This is a genomic window from Stakelama flava (assembly GCF_019351405.1).
GTDB lineage: Bacteria > Pseudomonadota > Alphaproteobacteria > Sphingomonadales > Sphingomonadaceae > Sphingomonas > Sphingomonas flava_A.
Genome location: NZ_JAHWZX010000007.1, coordinates 47,812 through 66,897 on the forward strand (window position 1 = coordinate 47,812; position 19,086 = coordinate 66,897).

18 protein-coding genes and 2 tRNA genes are annotated in these 19,086 nt (G+C 64.2%); 9 read left to right on the plus strand and 11 right to left on the minus strand.

The window, feature by feature from the left end:
* Positions 1–66: 66 nt before the first annotated feature.
* Positions 67–1,233: a glycosyltransferase gene (locus KY084_RS08995; protein WP_219238129.1), complete on the plus strand. Its 1,167-nt coding sequence runs from the start codon at positions 67–69 to the stop codon at positions 1,231–1,233.
* Positions 1,234–1,249: 16 nt separating this feature from the next.
* On the opposite strand, the gene KY084_RS09000 is transcribed toward KY084_RS08995, so the two are convergent.
* The 5 genes from KY084_RS09000 to yajC are packed head-to-tail and all read right to left on the minus strand — an operon-like array spanning position 1,250 to position 5,710.
* Positions 1,250–2,377 carry an NAD-dependent epimerase/dehydratase family protein gene (locus KY084_RS09000; protein ID WP_219238130.1) on the minus strand — a complete coding sequence of 376 codons (1,128 nt, stop codon included), beginning with the start codon at positions 2,375–2,377 and terminating at the stop codon, positions 1,250–1,252.
* A 52-nt stretch (positions 2,378–2,429) separates the two neighbouring features.
* Positions 2,430–2,804, minus strand: a complete 375-nt coding sequence (locus KY084_RS09005) for an Mth938-like domain-containing protein (protein WP_219238131.1) — start codon at positions 2,802–2,804, stop codon at positions 2,430–2,432.
* Positions 2,804–3,766, minus strand: coding sequence for a protein translocase subunit SecF (gene secF / locus KY084_RS09010; RefSeq protein WP_219238132.1), 963 nt, complete (start codon positions 3,764–3,766; stop codon positions 2,804–2,806). The genes KY084_RS09005 and secF overlap by 1 nt, the downstream gene beginning before the upstream one ends.
* 13 nt (positions 3,767–3,779) lie before the next feature.
* Positions 3,780–5,372 (minus strand): protein translocase subunit SecD, encoded by a 1,593-nt coding sequence (gene secD / locus KY084_RS09015; protein ID WP_219238133.1) that lies wholly within the window; start codon positions 5,370–5,372, stop codon positions 3,780–3,782.
* Positions 5,372–5,710, minus strand: a complete 339-nt coding sequence (gene yajC / locus KY084_RS09020; protein ID WP_219238134.1) for a preprotein translocase subunit YajC — start codon at positions 5,708–5,710, stop codon at positions 5,372–5,374. Before yajC ends, secD begins: the two co-directional genes overlap by 1 nt.
* Positions 5,711–5,867: 157 nt before the next feature.
* Between yajC and KY084_RS09025 the strand changes: the two genes are divergently transcribed.
* A tRNA-Pro gene (locus tag KY084_RS09025) sits at positions 5,868–5,944 on the plus strand.
* 8 nt (positions 5,945–5,952) lie between these two features.
* On the opposite strand, the gene KY084_RS09030 is transcribed toward KY084_RS09025, so the two are convergent.
* Positions 5,953–6,147 (minus strand): hypothetical protein, encoded by a 195-nt coding sequence (locus tag KY084_RS09030; protein WP_219238135.1) that lies wholly within the window; start codon positions 6,145–6,147, stop codon positions 5,953–5,955.
* Between the two features lie 88 nt (positions 6,148–6,235).
* Between KY084_RS09030 and KY084_RS09035 the strand changes: the two genes are divergently transcribed.
* A complete protein-coding gene (locus KY084_RS09035; RefSeq protein WP_219238136.1) occupies positions 6,236–7,822 on the plus strand; it encodes a L,D-transpeptidase family protein in 1,587 nt (528 codons plus the stop codon).
* 73 nt (positions 7,823–7,895) lie between these two features.
* On the opposite strand, the gene KY084_RS09040 is transcribed toward KY084_RS09035, so the two are convergent.
* The gene (locus KY084_RS09040) at positions 7,896–9,962 is read right to left on the minus strand and encodes a S9 family peptidase (protein WP_219238137.1); all 2,067 of its coding nucleotides are present in this window, start codon (positions 9,960–9,962) and stop codon (positions 7,896–7,898) included.
* Between the two features lie 256 nt (positions 9,963–10,218).
* On the opposite strand from KY084_RS09040, the gene KY084_RS09045 reads away from it, so the two are divergent.
* The gene (locus tag KY084_RS09045; RefSeq protein ID WP_219238138.1) at positions 10,219–12,024 is read left to right on the plus strand and encodes an aminopeptidase P family protein; all 1,806 of its coding nucleotides are present in this window, start codon (positions 10,219–10,221) and stop codon (positions 12,022–12,024) included.
* 37 nt (positions 12,025–12,061) lie between these two features.
* Here the strand turns inward: KY084_RS09045 and KY084_RS09050 are convergent, their stop codons facing one another.
* On the minus strand, positions 12,062–12,208 hold the full coding sequence (locus KY084_RS09050; protein ID WP_219238139.1) for a hypothetical protein: 147 nt from the start codon (positions 12,206–12,208) through the stop codon (positions 12,062–12,064).
* A gap of 91 nt (positions 12,209–12,299) precedes the next feature.
* Between KY084_RS09050 and KY084_RS09055 the strand changes: the two genes are divergently transcribed.
* The 4 genes from KY084_RS09055 to KY084_RS09070 all read left to right on the plus strand — a co-directional run bounded on the left by KY084_RS09055 (position 12,300) and on the right by KY084_RS09070 (position 15,439).
* Positions 12,300–12,374, plus strand: a tRNA-Thr gene (locus tag KY084_RS09055).
* Positions 12,375–12,447: 73 nt separating this feature from the next.
* The gene (locus KY084_RS09060) at positions 12,448–13,572 is read left to right on the plus strand and encodes an 8-amino-7-oxononanoate synthase (RefSeq protein ID WP_219238140.1); all 1,125 of its coding nucleotides are present in this window, start codon (positions 12,448–12,450) and stop codon (positions 13,570–13,572) included.
* Positions 13,569–14,183 (plus strand): dethiobiotin synthase, encoded by a 615-nt coding sequence (bioD, locus tag KY084_RS09065; protein ID WP_219238141.1) that lies wholly within the window; start codon positions 13,569–13,571, stop codon positions 14,181–14,183. The genes KY084_RS09060 and bioD overlap by 4 nt, the downstream gene beginning before the upstream one ends.
* Positions 14,180–15,439, plus strand: coding sequence for an adenosylmethionine--8-amino-7-oxononanoate transaminase (locus KY084_RS09070; RefSeq protein WP_219238142.1), 1,260 nt, complete (start codon positions 14,180–14,182; stop codon positions 15,437–15,439). The genes bioD and KY084_RS09070 overlap by 4 nt, the downstream gene beginning before the upstream one ends.
* A gap of 39 nt (positions 15,440–15,478) precedes the next feature.
* On the opposite strand, the gene murA is transcribed toward KY084_RS09070, so the two are convergent.
* A complete protein-coding gene (murA, locus tag KY084_RS09075; RefSeq protein WP_219238143.1) occupies positions 15,479–16,762 on the minus strand; it encodes a UDP-N-acetylglucosamine 1-carboxyvinyltransferase in 1,284 nt (427 codons plus the stop codon).
* Between the two features lie 135 nt (positions 16,763–16,897).
* Between murA and KY084_RS09080 the strand changes: the two genes are divergently transcribed.
* A complete protein-coding gene (locus KY084_RS09080) occupies positions 16,898–17,632 on the plus strand; it encodes a Crp/Fnr family transcriptional regulator (RefSeq protein ID WP_219238240.1) in 735 nt (244 codons plus the stop codon).
* A 95-nt stretch (positions 17,633–17,727) separates the two neighbouring features.
* Here the strand turns inward: KY084_RS09080 and clpS are convergent, their stop codons facing one another.
* Entirely contained in the window at positions 17,728–18,054 is a 327-nt protein-coding gene (gene clpS / locus KY084_RS09085) for an ATP-dependent Clp protease adapter ClpS (protein ID WP_246587023.1), read from the minus strand.
* Positions 18,055–18,241: 187 nt separating this feature from the next.
* Positions 18,242–19,072, minus strand: coding sequence for a phasin family protein (locus tag KY084_RS09090; protein WP_246587015.1), 831 nt, complete (start codon positions 19,070–19,072; stop codon positions 18,242–18,244).
* Positions 19,073–19,086 lie beyond the last annotated feature (14 nt).

Genomic DNA, 19,086 nt, shown 5'->3' on the forward strand with positions numbered 1-19,086 from the left:
TACCCGGCTCTCCAGATCCGACAGCGTCAGTATCGCATTAACGCATCGCCATGTAACATATCGGCCATGCTGCGCGTACTGACGCTGTCGACGCTTTTCCCCGATGCGTCGCGGCCCAATTTCGGGATTTTCGTTGAACGCCAGACCGGCGGGCTGGCAGCCCACCCCGATGTGGCGCTGAAAGTGGTTGCGCCGATCGGTCTGCCGCCCTTTCCGCTTTCGATGACTCGCCGGTATCGTGCACTGACCGCGCAGCCGCGTCGCGAATGCTGGAACGGGCTGGACGTGTATCGCCCCCGGTTCATCAATATTCCGGGAACGGGTGGACGTTGGCACGCGGCAATGCTGACCCGCGCGCTGGTGCCGCTGCTGGACCAGCTGCGGCGCGACTTTCGCTTCGACATCATCGATACTGAATTTTTCTTTCCAGACGGCCCCGCGGCACTCGCATTAGGGCGCCGTTACGGCGTGCCGGTATCGATCAAGGCGCGCGGTGCCGACATCCATTACTGGGGCCATGCGCGGCGCACCGCCGGACAGGTCGCACAGGCGGTACGCGACGCCGATGGCCTGCTCGCGGTGTCGCAAGCGATGGCCGGGGATATCGCCGCCCTGGCCACGCCGCACATGCCAGTTGCGGTTCACCATACCGGTATCGACCGCTCCGCTTTCGGCGTCGAAAGTCGCAAGGAGGCACGCGCAGCACTCGACATCGACGACTCCCCGCTGATCGTGTCGCTCGGTGCGCTGATTGCACGCAAACGCCACGACATCGTCATTGGAGCGATTGCGGCGCTGCCCGGCGTTCGCCTGCACATTATCGGCGAAGGACCGGAACGCGCACGGCTTCAGGCGCAGATCGACCGGCTGGGAATCGGCGATCGGGTGACGCTGCTCGGTGCGATCGCCCATGCGCATCTTCCGCGCCACCTCGCCGCCGCAAATGTCATGGCACTTGCCTCCGCCTCGGAAGGGCTGGCCAATGCATGGGTGGAAGCGCTGGCGAGCGGCACCCCCATCGTCATCACGGACGCGGGCGGCGCGCGCGAAATGGTGACCGCTCCGGCTGCCGGACGGATTGCCGAGCCGACGCCGGAGGCCTTTGCCGAGGAAATCGCCGATCTGCTTGCTCATCCACCGCCCGCCGAAACGGTGAAGGCGACCGCGCGGCGCTTCAGCTGGGAAGTCAACACCGCTGCACTATACGACCATCTTGCCCGGCTGGTTCGCTAGAGCGGTTTTCGACCCGTCAGCGCCCAGGCCCGGCATCCGCCTCCACCCGATTCGAATGCGCTAGGGAAGCGGGCGGCGTAATGCCATTTGCCGCATACCATGCCGCCGGATCATCCTTCATTGCCGCGACCATCGCCGGAAGCACGTCGGCAAGCCGGTGTTGCGGCTCCCACTTCAGCAGTGTGTGTGCGCGCGAAATATCGAGCTGATAATGATCGCTCGCCAGACGGGTCATGAACGGTTTGATGAACGGTTCGCCGCGGTCGATCGGCTCGGGAACCACGGGTTCGGCCCTGTTCTGCGCCCAGGCTCCGGCGGCTGCTAACGGTGCGGGGATGCGAAGCGTCGCCCATGCCGCCTCGCCATGGATCAACCGGCCGAGCCGGTCCTGCACCTCACCATAGCCCAGCGTTTCGGGCTCGCCGATCAGGATCGTGGTTTCGGCCGAAAAGCGGTTTCGCCGATCGACCGCGCGCACCATGGCATCGACCATGTCGTCGCGGTGGATCATAGCCTGACCGGCGCACAGGTCGCCCGAATAGAAATGGCTTTGCAGATCGCGTTCATAGATGCGCGCCATCTGATGCGCGAAGGTGGGAACGCTGCTCCTCTCGTCATACAAGCCGGCAAGATGCAGGAAGATCACCGGCATATCGCCGCGCACCTCCCCGATGGCGGCTTCGGCGCGCGCCTTTGACCGCGGATAGGCCCAGCCCGGAGCAATTTCGCGGTCCTCATCGATCGTTTGACCGGCTTCGCCCGCCTTGTGGACCAGCATCGTGCCCGAATAGACGAACGCGCCGACATCGAAGTCGCGCAGCGCCGCGACCAGTCGGCGGCTGCCATCGACATTGACCGCCTGATAGGCCGGTTTTTCTTCGCCTGTGAAATCGAAAAACGCCGCGAGGTGAAGCACGGCGGCGATTTTGTCGCCATAGCGTTCCCGGAAAGACGCCAGGGTCGCGGCGACCGAGCGATCGTCGGTTATGTCCATTTCAAGGATCGGATAGTCGGCGTCCGCCGCCTCCACATCCAGTCCGACGATGCGATAGCGATCCGCCAGCGCCGCGGCGACCGATCGACCGATATTGCCCGCCGCCCCGGTGATCAAAACAATCGGATGGTTTTCATTAGCCTGGTCCATTCAGACCCAATCGTCACGCGCGCGACAGAGTTCCGGATCGATCCCGAGCGCTTTACCCAAGCGGATAGAGAGCGCCCGCAATCCATCGCAGTTCGGCGCGAAGCACGCCCCATGCGCGTGCCGCCGCGCGGCTGTCCATCGGTTCGATGCCGATGCCGCGTTCGTCCAGCGCGGCGATCAGCGCGGGCGACGGGCGTTGCAGCATATCGCCCGTCCCCAGCAGCAGAAATTCGGGTGCCGGGTCGAGCGACAGGATCGGCGCAAGGTCGGCTTCGCCAAGATCGGCGAGTGGCGGCGGCGACCAGCCATCAGCGCGGTCGGGGGTGATGATCAGCCCTTCATACACGCCTTCATCGACGCGAAATCCGCGCCCGACGATGCCGGTGATGAGTGGCCCCTCGGACCGCTTGTCGCGGTCCATCCGCATCACGGGCGCTCCCGGCCCACCCGCTCGGCGCCGGTGGGCGCGGCATCGCGCGGCACGAAGCTGTGCGTGCCGACCTTTGCCCATATCAGGATCGGGTTGGCGATATAGATCGAGGAATAAGTGCCGATCACAATGCCGAGCAGCATGGCCGCGGAAAAGCCGAAAATGACTTCCGGCCCAAGCACAACCAGCGTCGTCAGCGCGATCACCAGCGTAAGCGAGGTGACGATGGTGCGCGACAGCGTCTCGTTCGCCGACAGGTTGAGCAGCGGCACGATATCCATCTTGCGATATTTGCGCAGGTTTTCACGCACGCGGTCATATACGACGATCGTATCGTTCAGCGAATAACCGATGATCGTCAGGATCGCAGCGATGATGTTCAGGTTGAACTCAAGCTGGGTGAGCGCGAAAAAGCCGAGCGTGATGATGACGTCGTGCGCCAGGCTGACCAACGCGCCGATACCGAACTGCCATTCGAAGCGCACCCAGATATAGATCGAGATGGCGAGCATCGCGAGACCCAGCGCCAGCGCCCCTTTCTGGAACAGTTCGTTCGACACCTTGCCCGAAACCGCCTCGACCGATCCGACGGTCGCACCGGGATAGTTGGTTTCGATCAGACTGCGCAGCCTTGCCGCCGCCTTGCTGGCCGCGGCGTCGCCGCCCTTGGGCACCGGCTGGCGGATCGATACCTGGTTGGTGCCGGCGAATTCCTGAATCGTCGCCTCGCCATAGCCAAGTCCATCGACCTGTTCGCGCAGCTTGTTGATCGGGACCGTCTGGGCAAAGGTCACGCGGACCATCTGCCCCCCGGCAAAATCGATGCCGAAGTTCAGGCCGCGTACGCCGACCAGCACGATCGACGCGATGATGAGGATGGCCGATATCCCGGCGGCGATATGCCGCCATGCGAGGAAATCGACATTCGTGTTTTCGGGAACGAGTTTCAGCGGACGCATGGGTTTCAGTCCCTCAAATCACGAGTTCGCGGGGGCGCTTTTTCAGCCATTGCGCAACCATCAGCCGGGTGAAGGTCACGGCGGTGAACACGCTGGTGACGATACCGATGGTCAACACCACCGCGAAGCCGCGGATCGGCCCCGACCCGAAGATGAACATGATGATCGCCGCGATCACATTGGTGATGTTGGCGTCGAAAATGGCGCGGGTGGCCTCTTTATATCCGACCTGCACCGACTGGATGATCGTTCGCCCGCGCCGCTGTTCTTCGCGGATGCGTTCGTTGATCAGCACATTGGCGTCCACCGCCGCGCCGATCGTCAAAACGAACCCGGCAATGCCCGGCAGGGTGAGCGTCGCGTTGAACAGCCCCATGATACCGATGATCATCAGGATGTTCGCAACCAGCGCGATCGTCGCATAGATGCCGAAGCGGAAATAGGTCACCAGCATGAACGCGATGACGAGCAGCGTCGCGATGGTGGCGGCCAGCGCCCCCTTCGAAATCGAATCGGCGCCCAGTTCGGGGCTGATCGTCGATTCATCGATCGGCTTCAGCGCGATGGGCAGCTTGCCCGAACGCAACGCGATGGCGAGTTCGTTCGCCGAATCGATGCTGAACCCGCCCTCGATCATGGCGCTGCCGCCAAGGATCTGCGAGCGGATGACGGGGGCGGAGATCACTACGTCGTCGACGATGATCGCGAACCGCTTGCCCACATTTTCCTGCGTTGCGCGGGCGAAGCGCTTGCCGCCGGTCGTGTCGAACTTCATCGTCACGATCGGCTGGCCGCCCTGCTGGCTGAATTCCTGCCGCGCATCGGTCAGCATGTCGCCCGAAATCAGCGTCGAACGCTTCAGCGCGATCGGGCCGCCCCCGGTCGGATAGGGCAGCACGACATCGCCGATCGGGGCATGGCCCTTGGCCACCTCCGCCGGATCGGCGGTTTCGTCCACCATCTTGAATTCGAGCTTCGCGGTCTTGCCCAGCAGCGCCTTCAGCGCCTTGGGATCCTGAAGCCCCGGAACCTGCACGACGATGCGCGTATCGCCCTGACGAACGATGGTCGGTTCCAGCGTGCCGAGCGCGTTGATTCGTTTGTCGACCACCTCGCGCGCGTCGTTCATCGCCTGATCGACCCACTGGTTCACCCCGGCATCGGTGGGCGTGATGACGAAGCGGGTCGAATCGACAACCTCGACATCCCATTCGCGCTTGCCGGTCAGGCCGGCGCCGCTTCCCGTGGCGCCCAGCAGCCGTTCGCGCGCTTCGTCCACCTTGGACACGTCGCGGACCATGAAGCTCACCCGGCCGCCACGCGTCGAAATGTCCGAAATACCGATTCTGGAATCGCGGCGCATTTCGTTGGCGACCGTGTCGCGCATCCCCTCAACCTTGTCGGCCTTCAACTGGTCGACATCGCCTTCGAGCAGGATGTAGCTGCCCCCCGCCAGGTCGAGGCCCAGGTTGATCGAAGGCGACGGCACCCATGCAGGCCAGCTTTGGCGCGCATCCTTGGGCACCAGACTCGGTATCGCCAGCAGCGACACGATCACGATGGTCAGGATCGTCGCCCAGACCTTCCACCGGGGGAAATCGAGCATCAGTCGTTCGCGGGCTTGGCGCCGCCCGGGGCCATCACCTCGGTCAGCGTGGATTTCACTGCGCGGACCTTCATGCCCTGCGCCAGTTCGACCTCGACGAACTTGTCGTCGACCTTCGTCACCTTGCCGACCAGTCCGCCGCCGGTGACGACCTGATCGCCCCTTTTAACGGCCGCGATCGCGTTCTGATGCTCCTTCATCCGCTTTTGCTGGGGCCGGATCATCAGGAACCAGAAGGCGATGAAGATCAGGATCAGCGGCGCGAAGGATATGAAGGCGCCGGCGGCACCGCCACCTGCGGCACCGGCGGTCGAGGCATAGGCTGGGGTTGCGAACATAGTGTCCTGAATTTTTCGGTTGCGTACGGACGTCGATACGCCCGCTTTCAAGCGGCGCGCGCTATCACGACGCGCTGGCCGGTGCAACTATCGCCGCCGGATGCGCGCGCAAGCCTTGCATCCTGAAACCAACCGGCATAGATGCCCCGTCCACGGTCGGGACGTAGCGCAGCCTGGTAGCGCATCACACTGGGGGTGTGGGGGTCGCTGGTTCGAATCCAGTCGTCCCGACCAATTTTCCACTAAAATTCGATACCGCTCCGGTCTGGCACGAATGCCGTCTGCCGAGCGCCGTCGCGGCTTTCGAAGCGCCCGGCATGGCGCCGGAGGAACCGGCCGAACCGCCCGCCGTTATTGTTGCAGGACCATAGCAATATGGTCTGGTGGAGGAACGCCACCGCTTCTATTCTAGCTTGGGCGGCGGCATCCTCCGCCATTCACGATGTGTTTTTCGGCCCTTCCCTCCAGCCATCAACGGAGTGCGTCATTTTCCGCGTTGCCCCCCGCCTCGCCCTTTTCGCCACCGTGCTTGCCGCGCTGCCGCCGGTTCAGGCCGCCGCGGCCGATGACACACCCCCCGCGACCCGCAGCAGCTATAGCGACAGCGCGGTGGATCAGGCGGTTGCCCGGTTTATTCAGACGCGCGGAGACAAACCGTTCTGGATCGTCGACGGCGCGCCCGGTAAGAACGCCCGTCGGCTGGTCCAACTGCTTCAGCACGCCGATCAGGACGGCCTTGACCCCCAATGGTACAATGCCGCCGACCTTGCGCACCGCATCGATCATGTCAGCGACCTTGACTGGGAGCGAAAGCTGGAGACCGACCTCTCCCGCGCGCTGATCGATTATGTTCGCGACGTGCGCTGGGGCGTCGTCAAAAACCGGATGGACTATACCGACGACAATATCGACTGGCACGTCCCTTCCCCGGCGACGATCCTCGCCTCGGCCGCGGCCGCGCCCGATTTCGTCGAATGGATGCATCAGATACGCGGCGTGAACCCGCTATATCGGCGGTTGCGCCTTGCACTGGCACAGATACGCGCGGCGCCCGACGATGCCTATACGACCATCCCGTCGGGCGACCTCGTCCATCCGGGTGAAAGCGATTCGCGCATCCCGGTGCTGCGCAAACGGCTGGGCGTGACCGTCGCCGACAATTCGGGCGCGAACACGCCGGACCCGCAACAGGCGCAGGCGAACAATAGCGGGCCAGGCAACACGCTTGATCCGCAAACGGTGCAGGCGCTGAAGAATTTTCAGCGCGCGCATGGCCTGTCAGCCGATGGGGTCCTCGGGCCGGGTACGCTGGCGATGCTCAACCAGTCGCGCGATGCGCAGATCGATCTGGTCCGTGCGAATATGGAGCGTGCCCGCTGGCTTCCGCACGGCGCGCTGGGCGCGAAGTTCGTGCTGGTCAATATCCCGCAATATGAGGTGCATATGTATCAGCGCGGCAAGGAGCCGCAGTTGATCAAGGCCGTTGTCGGCGAAGCGGGCAAGCAAACCCCGCTGATGGTCGACCGGATCGAATATGCGGAGGTGAACCCCTATTGGAACCTACCGCCCGACATCACCGCGAAGGAGATCGTGCCGGAGGTACAGTCGCACGGCGTCGGCTATCTGCGAAGCAAGGACATGGAGGTCGTTCGCGACTTCAACCCGGACACCAAACCGATTTCCCCCGGCAGCGTGTCCTGGACCAAAGCGGCGGCGCTCACACCCAAATTCCTGGTGCGTCAGCGTCCGGGCAAGCAAAATGCGCTGGGGCAGATCAAGTTCATGTTCCCAAATCCGAATGCGATCTATCTGCACGATACGCCAGCCGATTCGTTGTTTTCACGAAGCGCGCGCGACGACAGCCATGGCTGTGTGCGGCTCGGCCGTCCGCTCGATTTCGCCGCATGGCTGTTTGACGGTCAGGGCATCGACAAGACCAAATTCCAAAAGCTGATCGCTACCGGAAAGCATCAGAATGTCGGCCTGAACGGCGCGGTGCCCGTCTATCTCGGCTATTTCACAGCCTGGCCCGATGACAAGGGCAATGTCGCGTTTCAGAAGGACGTTTACGAGCGCGACTCCGGCCTGATCGCTGCGATCAAAAAGAGCTGATCGCAGGCCGCGGGCAACCAGCCGAAGCGCCGGCCTTCTTCCGCCCGCCATGCATTGGCGGGCGGAATATGTCCTACTCGGCCACGCCAAGCTGCCAGAGCACGAAGGCGTTTTCCTCCGCCATTTCGCGCAACGATTCCCACCGTCCCGACTTGCCGCCATGGCCCGCACCCATATTGGTCTTGAGCACCAGCACATTGTCGTCGGTCTTCGTCGCGCGCAGCTTTGCCGCCCATTTCGCCGGTTCCCAATAGGTCACGCGCGGATCGTTCAGGCCGCCCGAAATGAACATCGGCGGATAGTTCTTCGCCTCGACATTGTCATAAGGGCTGTACCCGCGAATCAGGTCGAACGCGGCCTTGTCCTCGATCGGATTGCCCCATTCGGGCCATTCGCCCGGCGTCAGCGGCAGCGTGGCGTCAAGCATGGTGTTGAGCACATCGACGAACGGCACGTCGGCGACGACCACGCCCCATAGTTCGGGATTTGAGTTGGCGACGGCACCCATCAGCTCGCCGCCCGCCGACCGCCCGCAAATCGCGATTTTCCCCGGCGCGGTGAAACCGCGTTCGATCAGTCCCTTTGCGATATCGACGAAATCGTTAAAGCTGTTCGCGCGCTTTTCCAGCTTGCCGTCGTGATACCATTGCTGGCCCAGATCGTCGCCGCCGCGAATATGGGCGATGGCGAAGGCGACACCGCGATCGAGGAACGACATCCGCCCGGTCGAAAAGCCCGGCGCGACCGCATGGCCATAGGCACCATAGCCGTACAGATAGAGCTTGCCCGATCCATCGCGCGGGAAATCGGCCGGGTACACGATCGATACCGGCACCATCGTCCCGTCGCGTGCTTCGACCTCCAGTCGCTCGGTCGCATATTTCGACGCGTCATACCCGCTGGGAATCTCCTGGACTTTCAGCGTCTCCAGCTCGCCGGTCGCAATTGTATAGTCATATACGGTGCCCGGCGTGACCATCGACTGATAGCCGAGCCGAAGCGTGTCGATGGCATATTCGGGATTGTCGCCCGCGCCCGCGACATAGCTGTCTTCGGGAAAGACGATGCGATGCGGAGCGATCGCCCGATCATACCGGTGAATCTCGACCTGATCGAGGCCGCGATCACGCCCTTCGACCACAAAGAAATCGGCGAAGCAGGTCACCCCGGTCATGTAGAAATCGTCGCTCGCGGCGATGCGCTCTTCCCATTGACCGGGCGCATCGATGCTTACCGTCACCAGCCGCCAGTTGGTGTGCACATCATTTGTGTGGATGAACAAGGTGCCGTCATGTTCCTCGACATCATATTCGCGTCCCGGCTTGCGCGGCGCGACCAGCAGCGGCTTCGCGCCCGGATTATCGGCAGGCAGCAGATAGACTTCGCTGGTGACATGGTCCCCGGCGGCGATCACCAGCCAGTTGCGCGACTGCGTCTCGCCCACCGACACGCGCCAGCCATCGTCATCTTCGTGATACAGTTCGATGTCGTCGGCGGGATCGTCGCCCAGCCGATGCCAGCGGGCATTGTCGGTGCGCCAGTGTTCGTTGGCGAGGCCGTAGAGAAATCCCTTCGAATCCGCGGTCCAGATCACGTCCGACAGCACGCCGGGGATCGTATCGGGAAGCAGGTCGCCACTCGCCAGGTCCTTTACCCGGATTTCGAACCGCTCCGCCCCGCTATCATCAACGGCATAGGCGAGCAGCCGCCCGTCGGGGCTGACCGAAAAGGCGCCGAGTACGAAATATTCCTTGCCCTCCGCCAGTTTGGGTTCGTCGAGCAACAACTGGTCCGCGCCGCCCGAAACCGGCTTGCGCCACCAGCGGCGATATTCGCCGCCCTCTTCGAAATCGGTCCAGTAAAGCCAGTCGCCGTCCTTTTGCGGGACGGTGGCGTCGTCTTCCTTGATCCGCCCGCGCATTTCTTTGAACAGCGTTTCGGCGAGCGGCTGGCGAGGTTCCATCACCGTTTCATAATAATCGTTCTCCGCCTTCAGATAGCCGAGCACATCGGCATCCTCGACCGGCGCGGGATAGCCCGGCGCGCGAAGCCAGGCCCAGGGATCGTCGATCGTCGCGCCGTGGCGGGTATAGCTGTGTGGGCGCTGCGCGGCGGCGGGCGGAGTGGGGATATCGTTCATGGTGGCGCGATGTAGAGCGCCGCGCGACGAACGAAAAGCCCGCGCATGATCGCGTGCGCCGCATCCCACCTTCCGCTCGGCCCCGCCAGCCTTCGGATGCGTGCTGGAAATCGCGCGGTTTCTTCCCATCTGTAAGTCACGCAGCGTCTGTGTCACAGATATGGGCCGATACTGCCGAAACCGCTGCTTTTCCGCCCGGCACGGTGCGAGCGGCGATTGCGGCGCAGCCTGTTTCGTTTTTTCAAAGAGGGAGCCGATGTCCACCTATTCCGACCGCCTGAAAGCCCTGCGCGACCAGCTTAAAAACGACCGGCTCGACGGATTCGTCGTTCCGCTGACCGATGAACATATGAGCGAATATGTCGGCGAATATGCGCAGCGGCTGGCCTGGCTGACCGGGTTTCAGGGTTCGGCGGGCAACGCCGTCGTCCTTCCCGAAGCGGCGGCGATCTTCACCGACGGCCGCTATACGCTGCAGGTACGCGAACAGGTTTCGGCCGACGACTGGCAATATGTGCCGGTGCCGCAGGAAAGCATCGCGGGCTGGCTGTCCGAACATGCGCCCGAAGGCGGCCGGATCGGCTATGACCCCTGGCTCCACACCCGCGACTGGGTGAAGGAGGCGACGAAAGCGCTGGCCGAACGCGGCGCCGAACTGGTCGCGGTGACCGCCAATCCGATCGACGCGATCTGGGCCGATCACCCCACCCCTTCGCTGGCGAAACTGACCGTCCATTCGGACGACGCCGCCGGGCGGTCGAGCGCCGACAAGCGGCAGGAGATCGCCGACTGGCTGGCGACGCGAAAGGCGGATGCGGTGGTGCTCTCCGCGCTCGATTCGATCGCCTGGGCTTTCAACATTCGCGGCGCAGACGTCGATCACACGCCGGTCGCGCTCAGCTATGCGCTCGTCCATGCCGACGGCACCGCCGATTTCTATGTCGCGGCCGAAAAGATGACCGATGCGGTCGCCCAGCATCTCGGCAACGCCGTGCGCGTGCACAACCGCGCCGATTTCGGTGAGGCGCTGAAAGGCTTTTCGGGCAAGCGCGTCGCGGCCGATCCCGAACGCGCGGTCGCCGCAATTTTCGACGGGCTTGATGCGGGCGGCGCGAAAATCCTTTCGGTGCGCGATCCGGTCGTGCTCGCCAAGGCGCTGAAAAACCCGGCGGAGGTCGCCGGACACCGCGCCGCGCAGACACGCGACGGCGCCGCGATCGTCCGGTTCCTGCGCTGGGTCAGCGAAACCGCGCCCGGCGGCGGGGTGACCGAACTCGACTGTGTCGAAAAGCTGAAGGCGTTTCGCGAGGAAACCGGCCTTTTGAAGGATAGTTCGTTCGATACCATTTCCGGCGCGGGCGCGCACGGCGCAAGCCCGCATTACCGGGTTGATGAAAAATCGAACGCCGAACTGAAGCGCGGCGAACTGTATCTGGTCGACTCGGGCGGGCAATATGAAGACGGCACCACCGACATCACCCGCGTCCTGCCGATCGGCGAACCCACCGCCGAAATGCGCGACCGCTTCACCCGCGTGCTAAAAGGGCATATCGCGATCGACGTCGCCCAATGGCCCGAAGGCGTTACCGGCGGCCAGCTCGATTCGTTCGCGCGCCGCCCGCTATGGGAAGTGGGCCTTGATTACGCGCACGGCACTGGCCACGGCGTCGGCGCGTTCCTGGCCGTGCATGAAGGGCCGCAGCGGATCGCTTCGCCCAACTATGCCGGGTCCGGCCAGTCCGAACCGCTTCGCGCGGGCATGATCTGTTCTAACGAACCGGGTTATTACAAGGCGGGCGAATACGGCATCCGGATCGAGAACCTGTTGCTGATCGTCGAACGCACGCTGGACGACGGCACCAAAGTGCTCGGTTTCGACACGCTTACCTGGGCGCCGATCGAGCGCGACCTGATTGATCCCGCACTTTTGACCGAAGACGAGCTGGATTGGCTAAATAGCTATCATGCGCGGGTACTGGAAATCATCGGCCCGCTCCTTGCAGGAGAGGACCTGGCATGGCTGAAACAAAAATGCGCGCCGATCGCGCGTTCGGCTTCATAATGGCGACGGGGTGTTTCGGGGCGGCGCTGTTCGTCGCCTATTCGTCCGGCGACTGGCTTTTGTCGCTGGGCGGCGTCTTCGCCCCCTGATCGCTTTTCAGTTCGCGGGCCTGCGCCTTTCGCCGGCGCAGGTTCGCACGCAACGCTTCGCTGAGCCGCGCCTGCTTTTCGTCCTTGTCTGCCATCACTTTGGGATAAACCGGACAGCCCCGGCTTGACAATCGGGTGCGCACCTGCACATAGGCCGCCTCCGCCGGAAACCCGGTTTCCGCGAACGCTGCTGTAGCTCAGTGGTAGAGCACTCCCTTGGTAAGGGAGAGGCCGCGAGTTCAATCCTCGCCAGCAGCACCATTTCCTCATCCCGGTCCGGAATTACCCCTCGGGCATTGCCCGACCGCCGCGAAGCGCCTAACCGCCGGGGCGCATGGCCTTGCTTTCCCGCTATCACGACCATCTTGCCGCGCTTGAAGCGCAGGCGCGGCGCCGCGCGCTCGCGCCACGCGCGGGAATTGATTTCGCTTCGAACGATTATCTCGGGCTGGCGGGCGACCCGCGCCTTGCCGATGCGGCGCGCGCCGCGCTTGACCGGAGGGTAGCGACCGGATCGGGCGGATCGCGGCTGTTGCGAGGCAACGACCCAGAACATGAAGCGCTGGAGAGGGAGGCCGCCGCGTTCTTCGCTGCCGAAGCGGCGCTGTTCGTTTCCAGCGGGTTCGCCGCCAATGCCGCCGCGCTTTCCACGCTGCCCCAAACGGGCGACCATGTTTTTGCCGACGAACTGATCCATGCCAGCATGCATGAAGGGCTTCGCCTCGCGCGATGCGGGTATAGCCTGTTGCCCCACAACGATGCGGATGCGGTTGCCGACGCCATCGCTGCCTGGCGCGCGGGCGGCGGCATCGGGACGCCGTGGATCGCGGTCGAGAGCCTGTATTCGATGGATGGCGACCGCGCGCCGCTGGCCGATCTGGCGGAAATAGCGGCACGCCATGATGCAATGCTGCTGGTAGACGAAGCACATGCCGCCGGGGTGTTCGGCGATGCCGGGCGGGGCCTTGCCGCCGCCTTCGCCCCTTCCCCGAACCTTGTCCGGCTGGTGACGCTGGGCAAGGCCTATGGCTGCGAAGGGGCGCTGCTGCTGCTTCCCGCCGTGCTGAAGGATATGCTGATCAACCGCGCGCGCGGCGTGATCTTCACCACCGCCCCTTCGCCGTTGATGGCGGCGGTGGCGCGCGGCGCGATCGCGACCGTCGCCGCCGATGCGGAGCGACGCGCCCGGTTGTTCGCGCTTGCCCGGCACGCCGGCGCTTCGCTCGCACCGCTGGGGGTGGCAATCTCCGGTTCGCAGATCCTGCCGCTCGTCATCGGCGAAGATGCGCGAACGATGGCGGTGGCGGAGCGCGTGCAGGCCGCGGGTTTCGACGTTCGCGGCATCCGCCCGCCCACCGTTCCGCCTGGCACCGCGCGGCTGCGCATCTCGATCACCTGCAATATCGGCGAGAGCGATATCGATGCGCTCGCCGACACGATCGAAAAGGCACTGGCATGAACCCGATCATCGTAACCGGCACCGACACCGATATCGGCAAGACCGTCTTTGCCGCCGCGCTGACCGGCGCGCTTCGTGCCGCCTATTGGAAGCCGGTTCAGTCCGGCCTCGCCGATGGCGAGGATGCCGACACGGTCGAGCGGCTCACCGGCATTACGCCGCTGCCAAGCGCCTATCGCCTGATCACCCCCTGCTCACCGCACCGCGCGGCGGAGATTGACGGGGTGGTGATCGATGACGCCGCGCTTGCGCTTCCACAAATGGACGGCGCGCTGGTGGTCGAGGGTGCGGGCGGCGTACTGGTCCCGGTGCGCCGCAATCTGCTGTTCGCCGATCTGTTCGCGCGCTGGAACGCGCCGGTCGTGCTGGTCGCGCGCACCGGCCTCGGCACGATCAACCATAGCCTGCTCAGCATAGAGGCGCTGCGCACGCGCGGCGTGCCAATCCTCGGCATCGCGTTCGTCGGCGACAGCGAGCCCGACAGCGAAACGACGATCGCCGAAATCGGTCGGGTAAAGCGGCTCGGCCGCCTGCCGATGCTCGATCCGCTCACCCTCGACGCGCTGGCGCGCGCTTTCACCGATCATTTCGATAAAGCGGACTTTCGATGACCCCTTCCCCCGTCTGGCACCCCTTCACCCAGCATGGGCTGGAGGAACCCATCCCGCGAATCGTGAGCGCATCTGGGGCCGAGTTGTGGGACGGCGACGGCAAACGCTATCTCGACGCGATCTCGTCCTGGTGGGTGACGACGCACGGCCATTGCCATCCGCGCATCACCGCCGCGATCGCCGAACAGGCGGGAAAACTCGATCAGGTGATCTTCGCAGGCTTCACCCACGACCCGGCGGAGGAAGTCGCCGCGGGGTTGCTCGACCTGTTCCCCGCACCGCTCGCCCATGCCTTTTTTTCCGACAGCGGGTCGACTGCGGTCGAGGTGGGGTTGAAAATGGCGCTCGGCTTCTGGGCGAACCGGGGCGAAGCGCGCAGCCGCATCGCGGTGATGGAACACAGCTATCACGGCGACACGGTGGGCGGCATGTCGGTGGGCGCGCGCGGCGTGTTCAACCGCGCCTATCAGCCGCTATTGTTCGACGTCGCCACCCTGCCCTTCCCCGCAGCGGGCGCGCAGCAGGAAACGCTCGATGCGCTGGAGGCCCAATGCAGCGGCCCCGATCCGCTCGCCGCGCTGATCGTCGAACCGCTGGTGCTCGGCGCGGGCGGAATGTTGATGTACGATGCCGCCACCCTTGCCGCGATGCGGGCGATATGCGCGCGCCACGATGTATTGTTCATCGCCGATGAAGTGATGACCGGATGGGGCCGCACCGGCACGCTGTCGGCGTGCGAACAGGCGGATGTCGTGCCCGACATCATGTGCCTGTCGAAAGGAATCACCGGCGGCGCGGTGCCGCTTGCCGTGACGCTGGCGACGCCCGCCCTGTTCGACGCGCACTGGTCGAGCGACAAGGCGAAGATGTTCTTTCATTCGTCGAGCTATACCGCCAATCCCATCGCCTGCGCCGCCGCCGCCGCGAACCTCGCCATCTGGCGCGACGAGCCGGTGCGTGAGCGGATCGCCGATCTCTGCACGCGTCAGGGCGAGCGGCTCGCCCGGCTCGCGGCGCTGCCCGGCGTGCATGGCGCGCGTCAGGCGGGAACGATCACCGCGCTGGAAATCGGCAATGCGGCGGGGGCGTATCTTTCGGACCTCGGCCCCCAGCTCAGCGCGCTGTTCCGCTCGCGCGGCGTCCTGCTCCGCCCGCTCGGCAACACCGTCTATGTCATGCCGCCCTATTGCACGACCGAAGCACAGCTCGACGAAATCTACGCAGCGATCGAAGCGGGTCTCGACCTGCTGGGCTGAACTGGAAAACGGTTCGTTTCAAACGAAGCGAAGCAACGCCTACCCGTCGCTGGTGCGCTCGATATCGGCACCGACCGCCTGCAGCTTTTCCTCCAGCCGCTCATAGCCGCGATCGAGGTGATAGACGCGGCTCACCTGCGTCTCGCCCTCGGCGGCGAGCCCCGCCAGCACCAGACTCATCGACGCGCGCAGGTCGGTCGCCATCACCGGTGCGCCGACCAGCGTCGCCGGGCCGCGCACCACGGCCGCGCGCCCGCGCACCTGAATATCGGCGCCCATGCGCGCCAGTTCGGGAACGTGCATATAGCGGTTTTCGAAAATCGTTTCGGTCAGCACGCTTGCGCCATCGGCCTTGCACAGCATCGCCATGAACTGCGCCTGCATATCGGTGGCGAAGCCGGGAAACGGCGCGGTCGACAGGGTAAGCGGCCCCATCCCGTTCGACGCTTCCACGAATAGCGAATCCTTGCGCTCCTCGACGGTGATACCCGCTTCTACCAGTGCGGCGATGGTCGCGCGCATATCGCCCGGCGCCGCGCCCACCAGCTCCAGCGCGCCGCCTGTGATCGCCGCGGCGCAGGCATAGCTGCCTGCCTCGATCCGGTCGGGCATCACGCGATAGGTCGCGCCGTGCAGCCGGTCGCGCCCTTCGATTTCCAGCGTTTCGGTGCCGATCCCCGAAATAGACGCGCCCATCGCGACCAGCAGGTTGCACAGGTCGACAATCTCCGGCTCGCGCGCCGCATTCTCGATCACCGTCGTGCCCTTCGCGGTCGCCGCCGCCATCAGCGCGTTTTCGGTCGCGCCCACCGACACCACGGGAAACACCACCCGGCCGCCGGCCAGCCGCCCGCCCGGCGCGCTTGCCTTCACATAGCCAGCGGTGACTTCAATCTCCGCGCCCATCGCTTCAAGCGCTTTCAGATGAAGGTCGATCGGGCGGTTGCCGATCGCGCATCCACCGGGAAGCGACACCGTCGCTTCGCCAGCACGGCCCAGCAGCGGGCCGAGCACCAGGATCGACGCGCGCATCTTGCGCACAATGTCATACGGCGCTTCGGTGCTGGTCAGCCGACCGGCACGGATCGTCATCACCCGGCCGAAATCCTCCGGCCGCGCGCCTTCGATCTGGGTCGACGCGCCAAGCTGGTTGAGCAGATGTCCGAAACTGTCGACATCGGCAAGCCGCGGCAGGTTGCGCAGCGTCAGCGGTTCGTCGGTCAGCAGCGCGCAGGGCATCAGCGTCAGCGCCGCGTTCTTCGCGCCCGAAATCGCGATACGGCCCGAAAGGCGGTTTCCACCGCGGATGAGAATACGATCCATGGCCGGGCTTCTATCGCCTGTGCGTGGCGAGGCAATAGCGGCGGCAGCGTTAAAACGCGCAGCTTGATCGACTTTAATGCGCGTTTCGCGCGCGGCTGCTCTTTCGCCGAAGCAGCCAAGGGGGAATGTTCAAGCGTGTCGGCCAGTTGTTTCGCGGAAATATTGGGGGAGCTGGCGCCGCTCAGCGACGATGAATGCGCCGCGCTGGCCAGACTGGAGGAGCGCACCCGGCACGTTCGCCGCGGCGCGATACTCCAGCGGGAAAACGAACCGGCGAACGAACTGTTCATCCTCAACAAGGGGCTGATGATGAGCTATGTGCTGCTCGACGACGGCAGCCGGCAAATCCTGCGCTTCCTGTTTCCCGGCGACATGCTGGGCATGCCCGGCATCATCTATCGCGAAGCGCCCGAAACGCTGTGCGCCCTGTCCGATTGCGTAGTGTGCCCGTTCGACCGTTCGGCGCTGAGCGACCTGATGACGGCGCAGCCACGACTGGGATCGATGATCCTGATCGTCAGCCAGATCGAACGTGTCGCGCTTACCGACCGGCTGGCGATGCTCGGTCGCACCTCGGCAAAGGCGCGTGTGGGCGCGCTGCTGCTTGAAATGCGCGACCGGCTGCGCGCGACGGACAAGTCGATCGCGGCAACCTTTTCACTGGGCCTGACGCAGGAGGAGATCGGCGACGCGACCGGGCTTACCTCGGTCCATGTCAACCGGATGCTTCGCCAGCTGGAAGAGGAAGGGCTGATCAGGCGCGATTCGGGGAAGCTGACGCTGACCGACGAGATAACGCTTGCGCGGACCGCCAACTACGTCAACCGATATGAAAATCTGGACCTGTCCTGGCTGCCGCCGCGAAAATGATCTGCGTGGCGGCGCGGTTACTCTCGCCCAATCGCAACCTTGCGATTTTTCGATGAACTACAGCGCGGCGCTGCCGCGGCGAACCGGATCCTGCTTCAGGCCTTTTCCAGCGTGCATTGCAGCGGGTGCTGATTCTGCCGCGCGAAATCGATAACCTGACTCACCTTGGTCTCCGCCACTTCATAGGTGAAGACGCCGCAAACCCCGACACCTTTTTGATGCACCTGCAGCATGACCCGGGTCGCGTCCTCGATACTCATGCGGAAAAACCGTCGCAGCACCAGCACGACGAATTCCATCGGCGTGTAATCGTCGTTCAACAACAATACGCGATAAGGCGTCGGTTTTTTGGTCTGGGTGCGCGTGCGCGTGGCTATACCGACCGAGGCATCATCTCCCTCATCGGCATCATCATCGCTCATGCGGATCACGAATTCGCGTAAAGAACTCATCACGTCGGCAAAATATGGCAATCGGGCGGGGAAGGACAAGGGGGCATGATCAGCTTCTTGCGTCCGGCCCGGATCGCGCCGCGGCACACTCATGCAAAAGGGGCGGCCGCGCATGGCAACCGCCCCTTTTTTTACAGGCGCATGACGCCCCGTCGGTTCAGGCGACGACCTTCGCCTTGTCAGCGGCGACCGCCATGCGGTTCGACAATGGCTGCGCTGCGTCACCGGCCAGCTTCAGCATCGCTTCGGTCTGCTTCGACGCTTCGGCGACATAGGAATCGAACGCACCGCGCAGGAAGTCGCTCTGCAGCTTGAACCATTCGGTCGGCGATTTGATCTGAGCCATGCTCTTCATCGTGGCGCTCGCGCTTTCGAACGACTTGCGGCCATATTCGGCGGCGTCCTGGCCAATCGATTCGAGGCCCTTGGCAGCGATCTTGCCGCTTTCGACCATCGCTTCGACATTGCCCTTGGCAAAATCGTTCATTTCTTCCGCCATCTTCATATTCTTCTCCATCACGCCCTTGGCGCGTTCGCTCATATCCGTGAACATGGTCTGCGACTTGTTCACCGCTTCCTCGACACTGTTTTGCATGGTTTCCACTTCCTCGCTTGCAGTTGCCAGGGTCTTGGTGGCGACCTGGCTGGCCTTGGCGGTCGTCGCCTTGGCGGCGTCCGCAATCTCCGGTGCCTCGTCCCGCGCGACTTCGGCAGCCTTACACGCGCTATCCGCAACCTGCTTCGTTGCCGCAGCGCTCTGCTTCGTCGCTTCGACCGGGGCAGCGCTAGCGGCCTGCGCCACCTTGGCGGCAACCGGTTCAGGGGCGGGCGTCGGTGAAGGCGCCGGTGCGCTTTTGGTCACCGAAGCGGGCTTGGGCGCGGGAGTTGGTTTGGGTGCGGCAGGGGTCGGTTTCGCAGCCACCTTCGCCTCCGGCTTCTTCGCAACACTGGCGTCGGGCTTCGCGGCAGCCTTCGCCGAATCGCGCATAGGCGCCTTTTTGG

Coding starts and splice junctions, on each gene's coding strand:
- KY084_RS09060 (WP_219238140.1), top strand. CDS start 12,448: ATGGCCTTGCTTTCCCGCTATCACGACCATCTTGCCGCGCTTGAAGCG.
- KY084_RS09050 (WP_219238139.1), bottom strand. CDS start 12,208: ATGGCAGACAAGGACGAAAAGCAGGCGCGGCTCAGCGAAGCGTTGCGT.
- clpS (WP_246587023.1), bottom strand. CDS start 18,054: ATGAGCGATGATGATGCCGATGAGGGAGATGATGCCTCGGTCGGTATA.
- KY084_RS08995 (WP_219238129.1), top strand. CDS start 67: ATGCTGCGCGTACTGACGCTGTCGACGCTTTTCCCCGATGCGTCGCGG.
- secF (WP_219238132.1), bottom strand. CDS start 3,766: ATGCGTCCGCTGAAACTCGTTCCCGAAAACACGAATGTCGATTTCCTC.
- KY084_RS09045 (WP_219238138.1), top strand. CDS start 10,219: ATGTCCACCTATTCCGACCGCCTGAAAGCCCTGCGCGACCAGCTTAAA.
- KY084_RS09030 (WP_219238135.1), bottom strand. CDS start 6,147: ATGGCGGAGGATGCCGCCGCCCAAGCTAGAATAGAAGCGGTGGCGTTC.
- yajC (WP_219238134.1), bottom strand. CDS start 5,710: ATGTTCGCAACCCCAGCCTATGCCTCGACCGCCGGTGCCGCAGGTGGC.
- KY084_RS09005 (WP_219238131.1), bottom strand. CDS start 2,804: ATGCGGATGGACCGCGACAAGCGGTCCGAGGGGCCACTCATCACCGGC.
- KY084_RS09090 (WP_246587015.1), bottom strand. CDS start 19,072: ATGCGCGATTCGGCGAAGGCTGCCGCGAAGCCCGACGCCAGTGTTGCG.
- murA (WP_219238143.1), bottom strand. CDS start 16,762: ATGGATCGTATTCTCATCCGCGGTGGAAACCGCCTTTCGGGCCGTATC.
- KY084_RS09040 (WP_219238137.1), bottom strand. CDS start 9,962: ATGAACGATATCCCCACTCCGCCCGCCGCCGCGCAGCGCCCACACAGC.
- KY084_RS09070 (WP_219238142.1), top strand. CDS start 14,180: ATGACCCCTTCCCCCGTCTGGCACCCCTTCACCCAGCATGGGCTGGAG.
- KY084_RS09000 (WP_219238130.1), bottom strand. CDS start 2,377: ATGGACCAGGCTAATGAAAACCATCCGATTGTTTTGATCACCGGGGCG.
- secD (WP_219238133.1), bottom strand. CDS start 5,372: ATGCTCGATTTCCCCCGGTGGAAGGTCTGGGCGACGATCCTGACCATC.
- bioD (WP_219238141.1), top strand. CDS start 13,569: ATGAACCCGATCATCGTAACCGGCACCGACACCGATATCGGCAAGACC.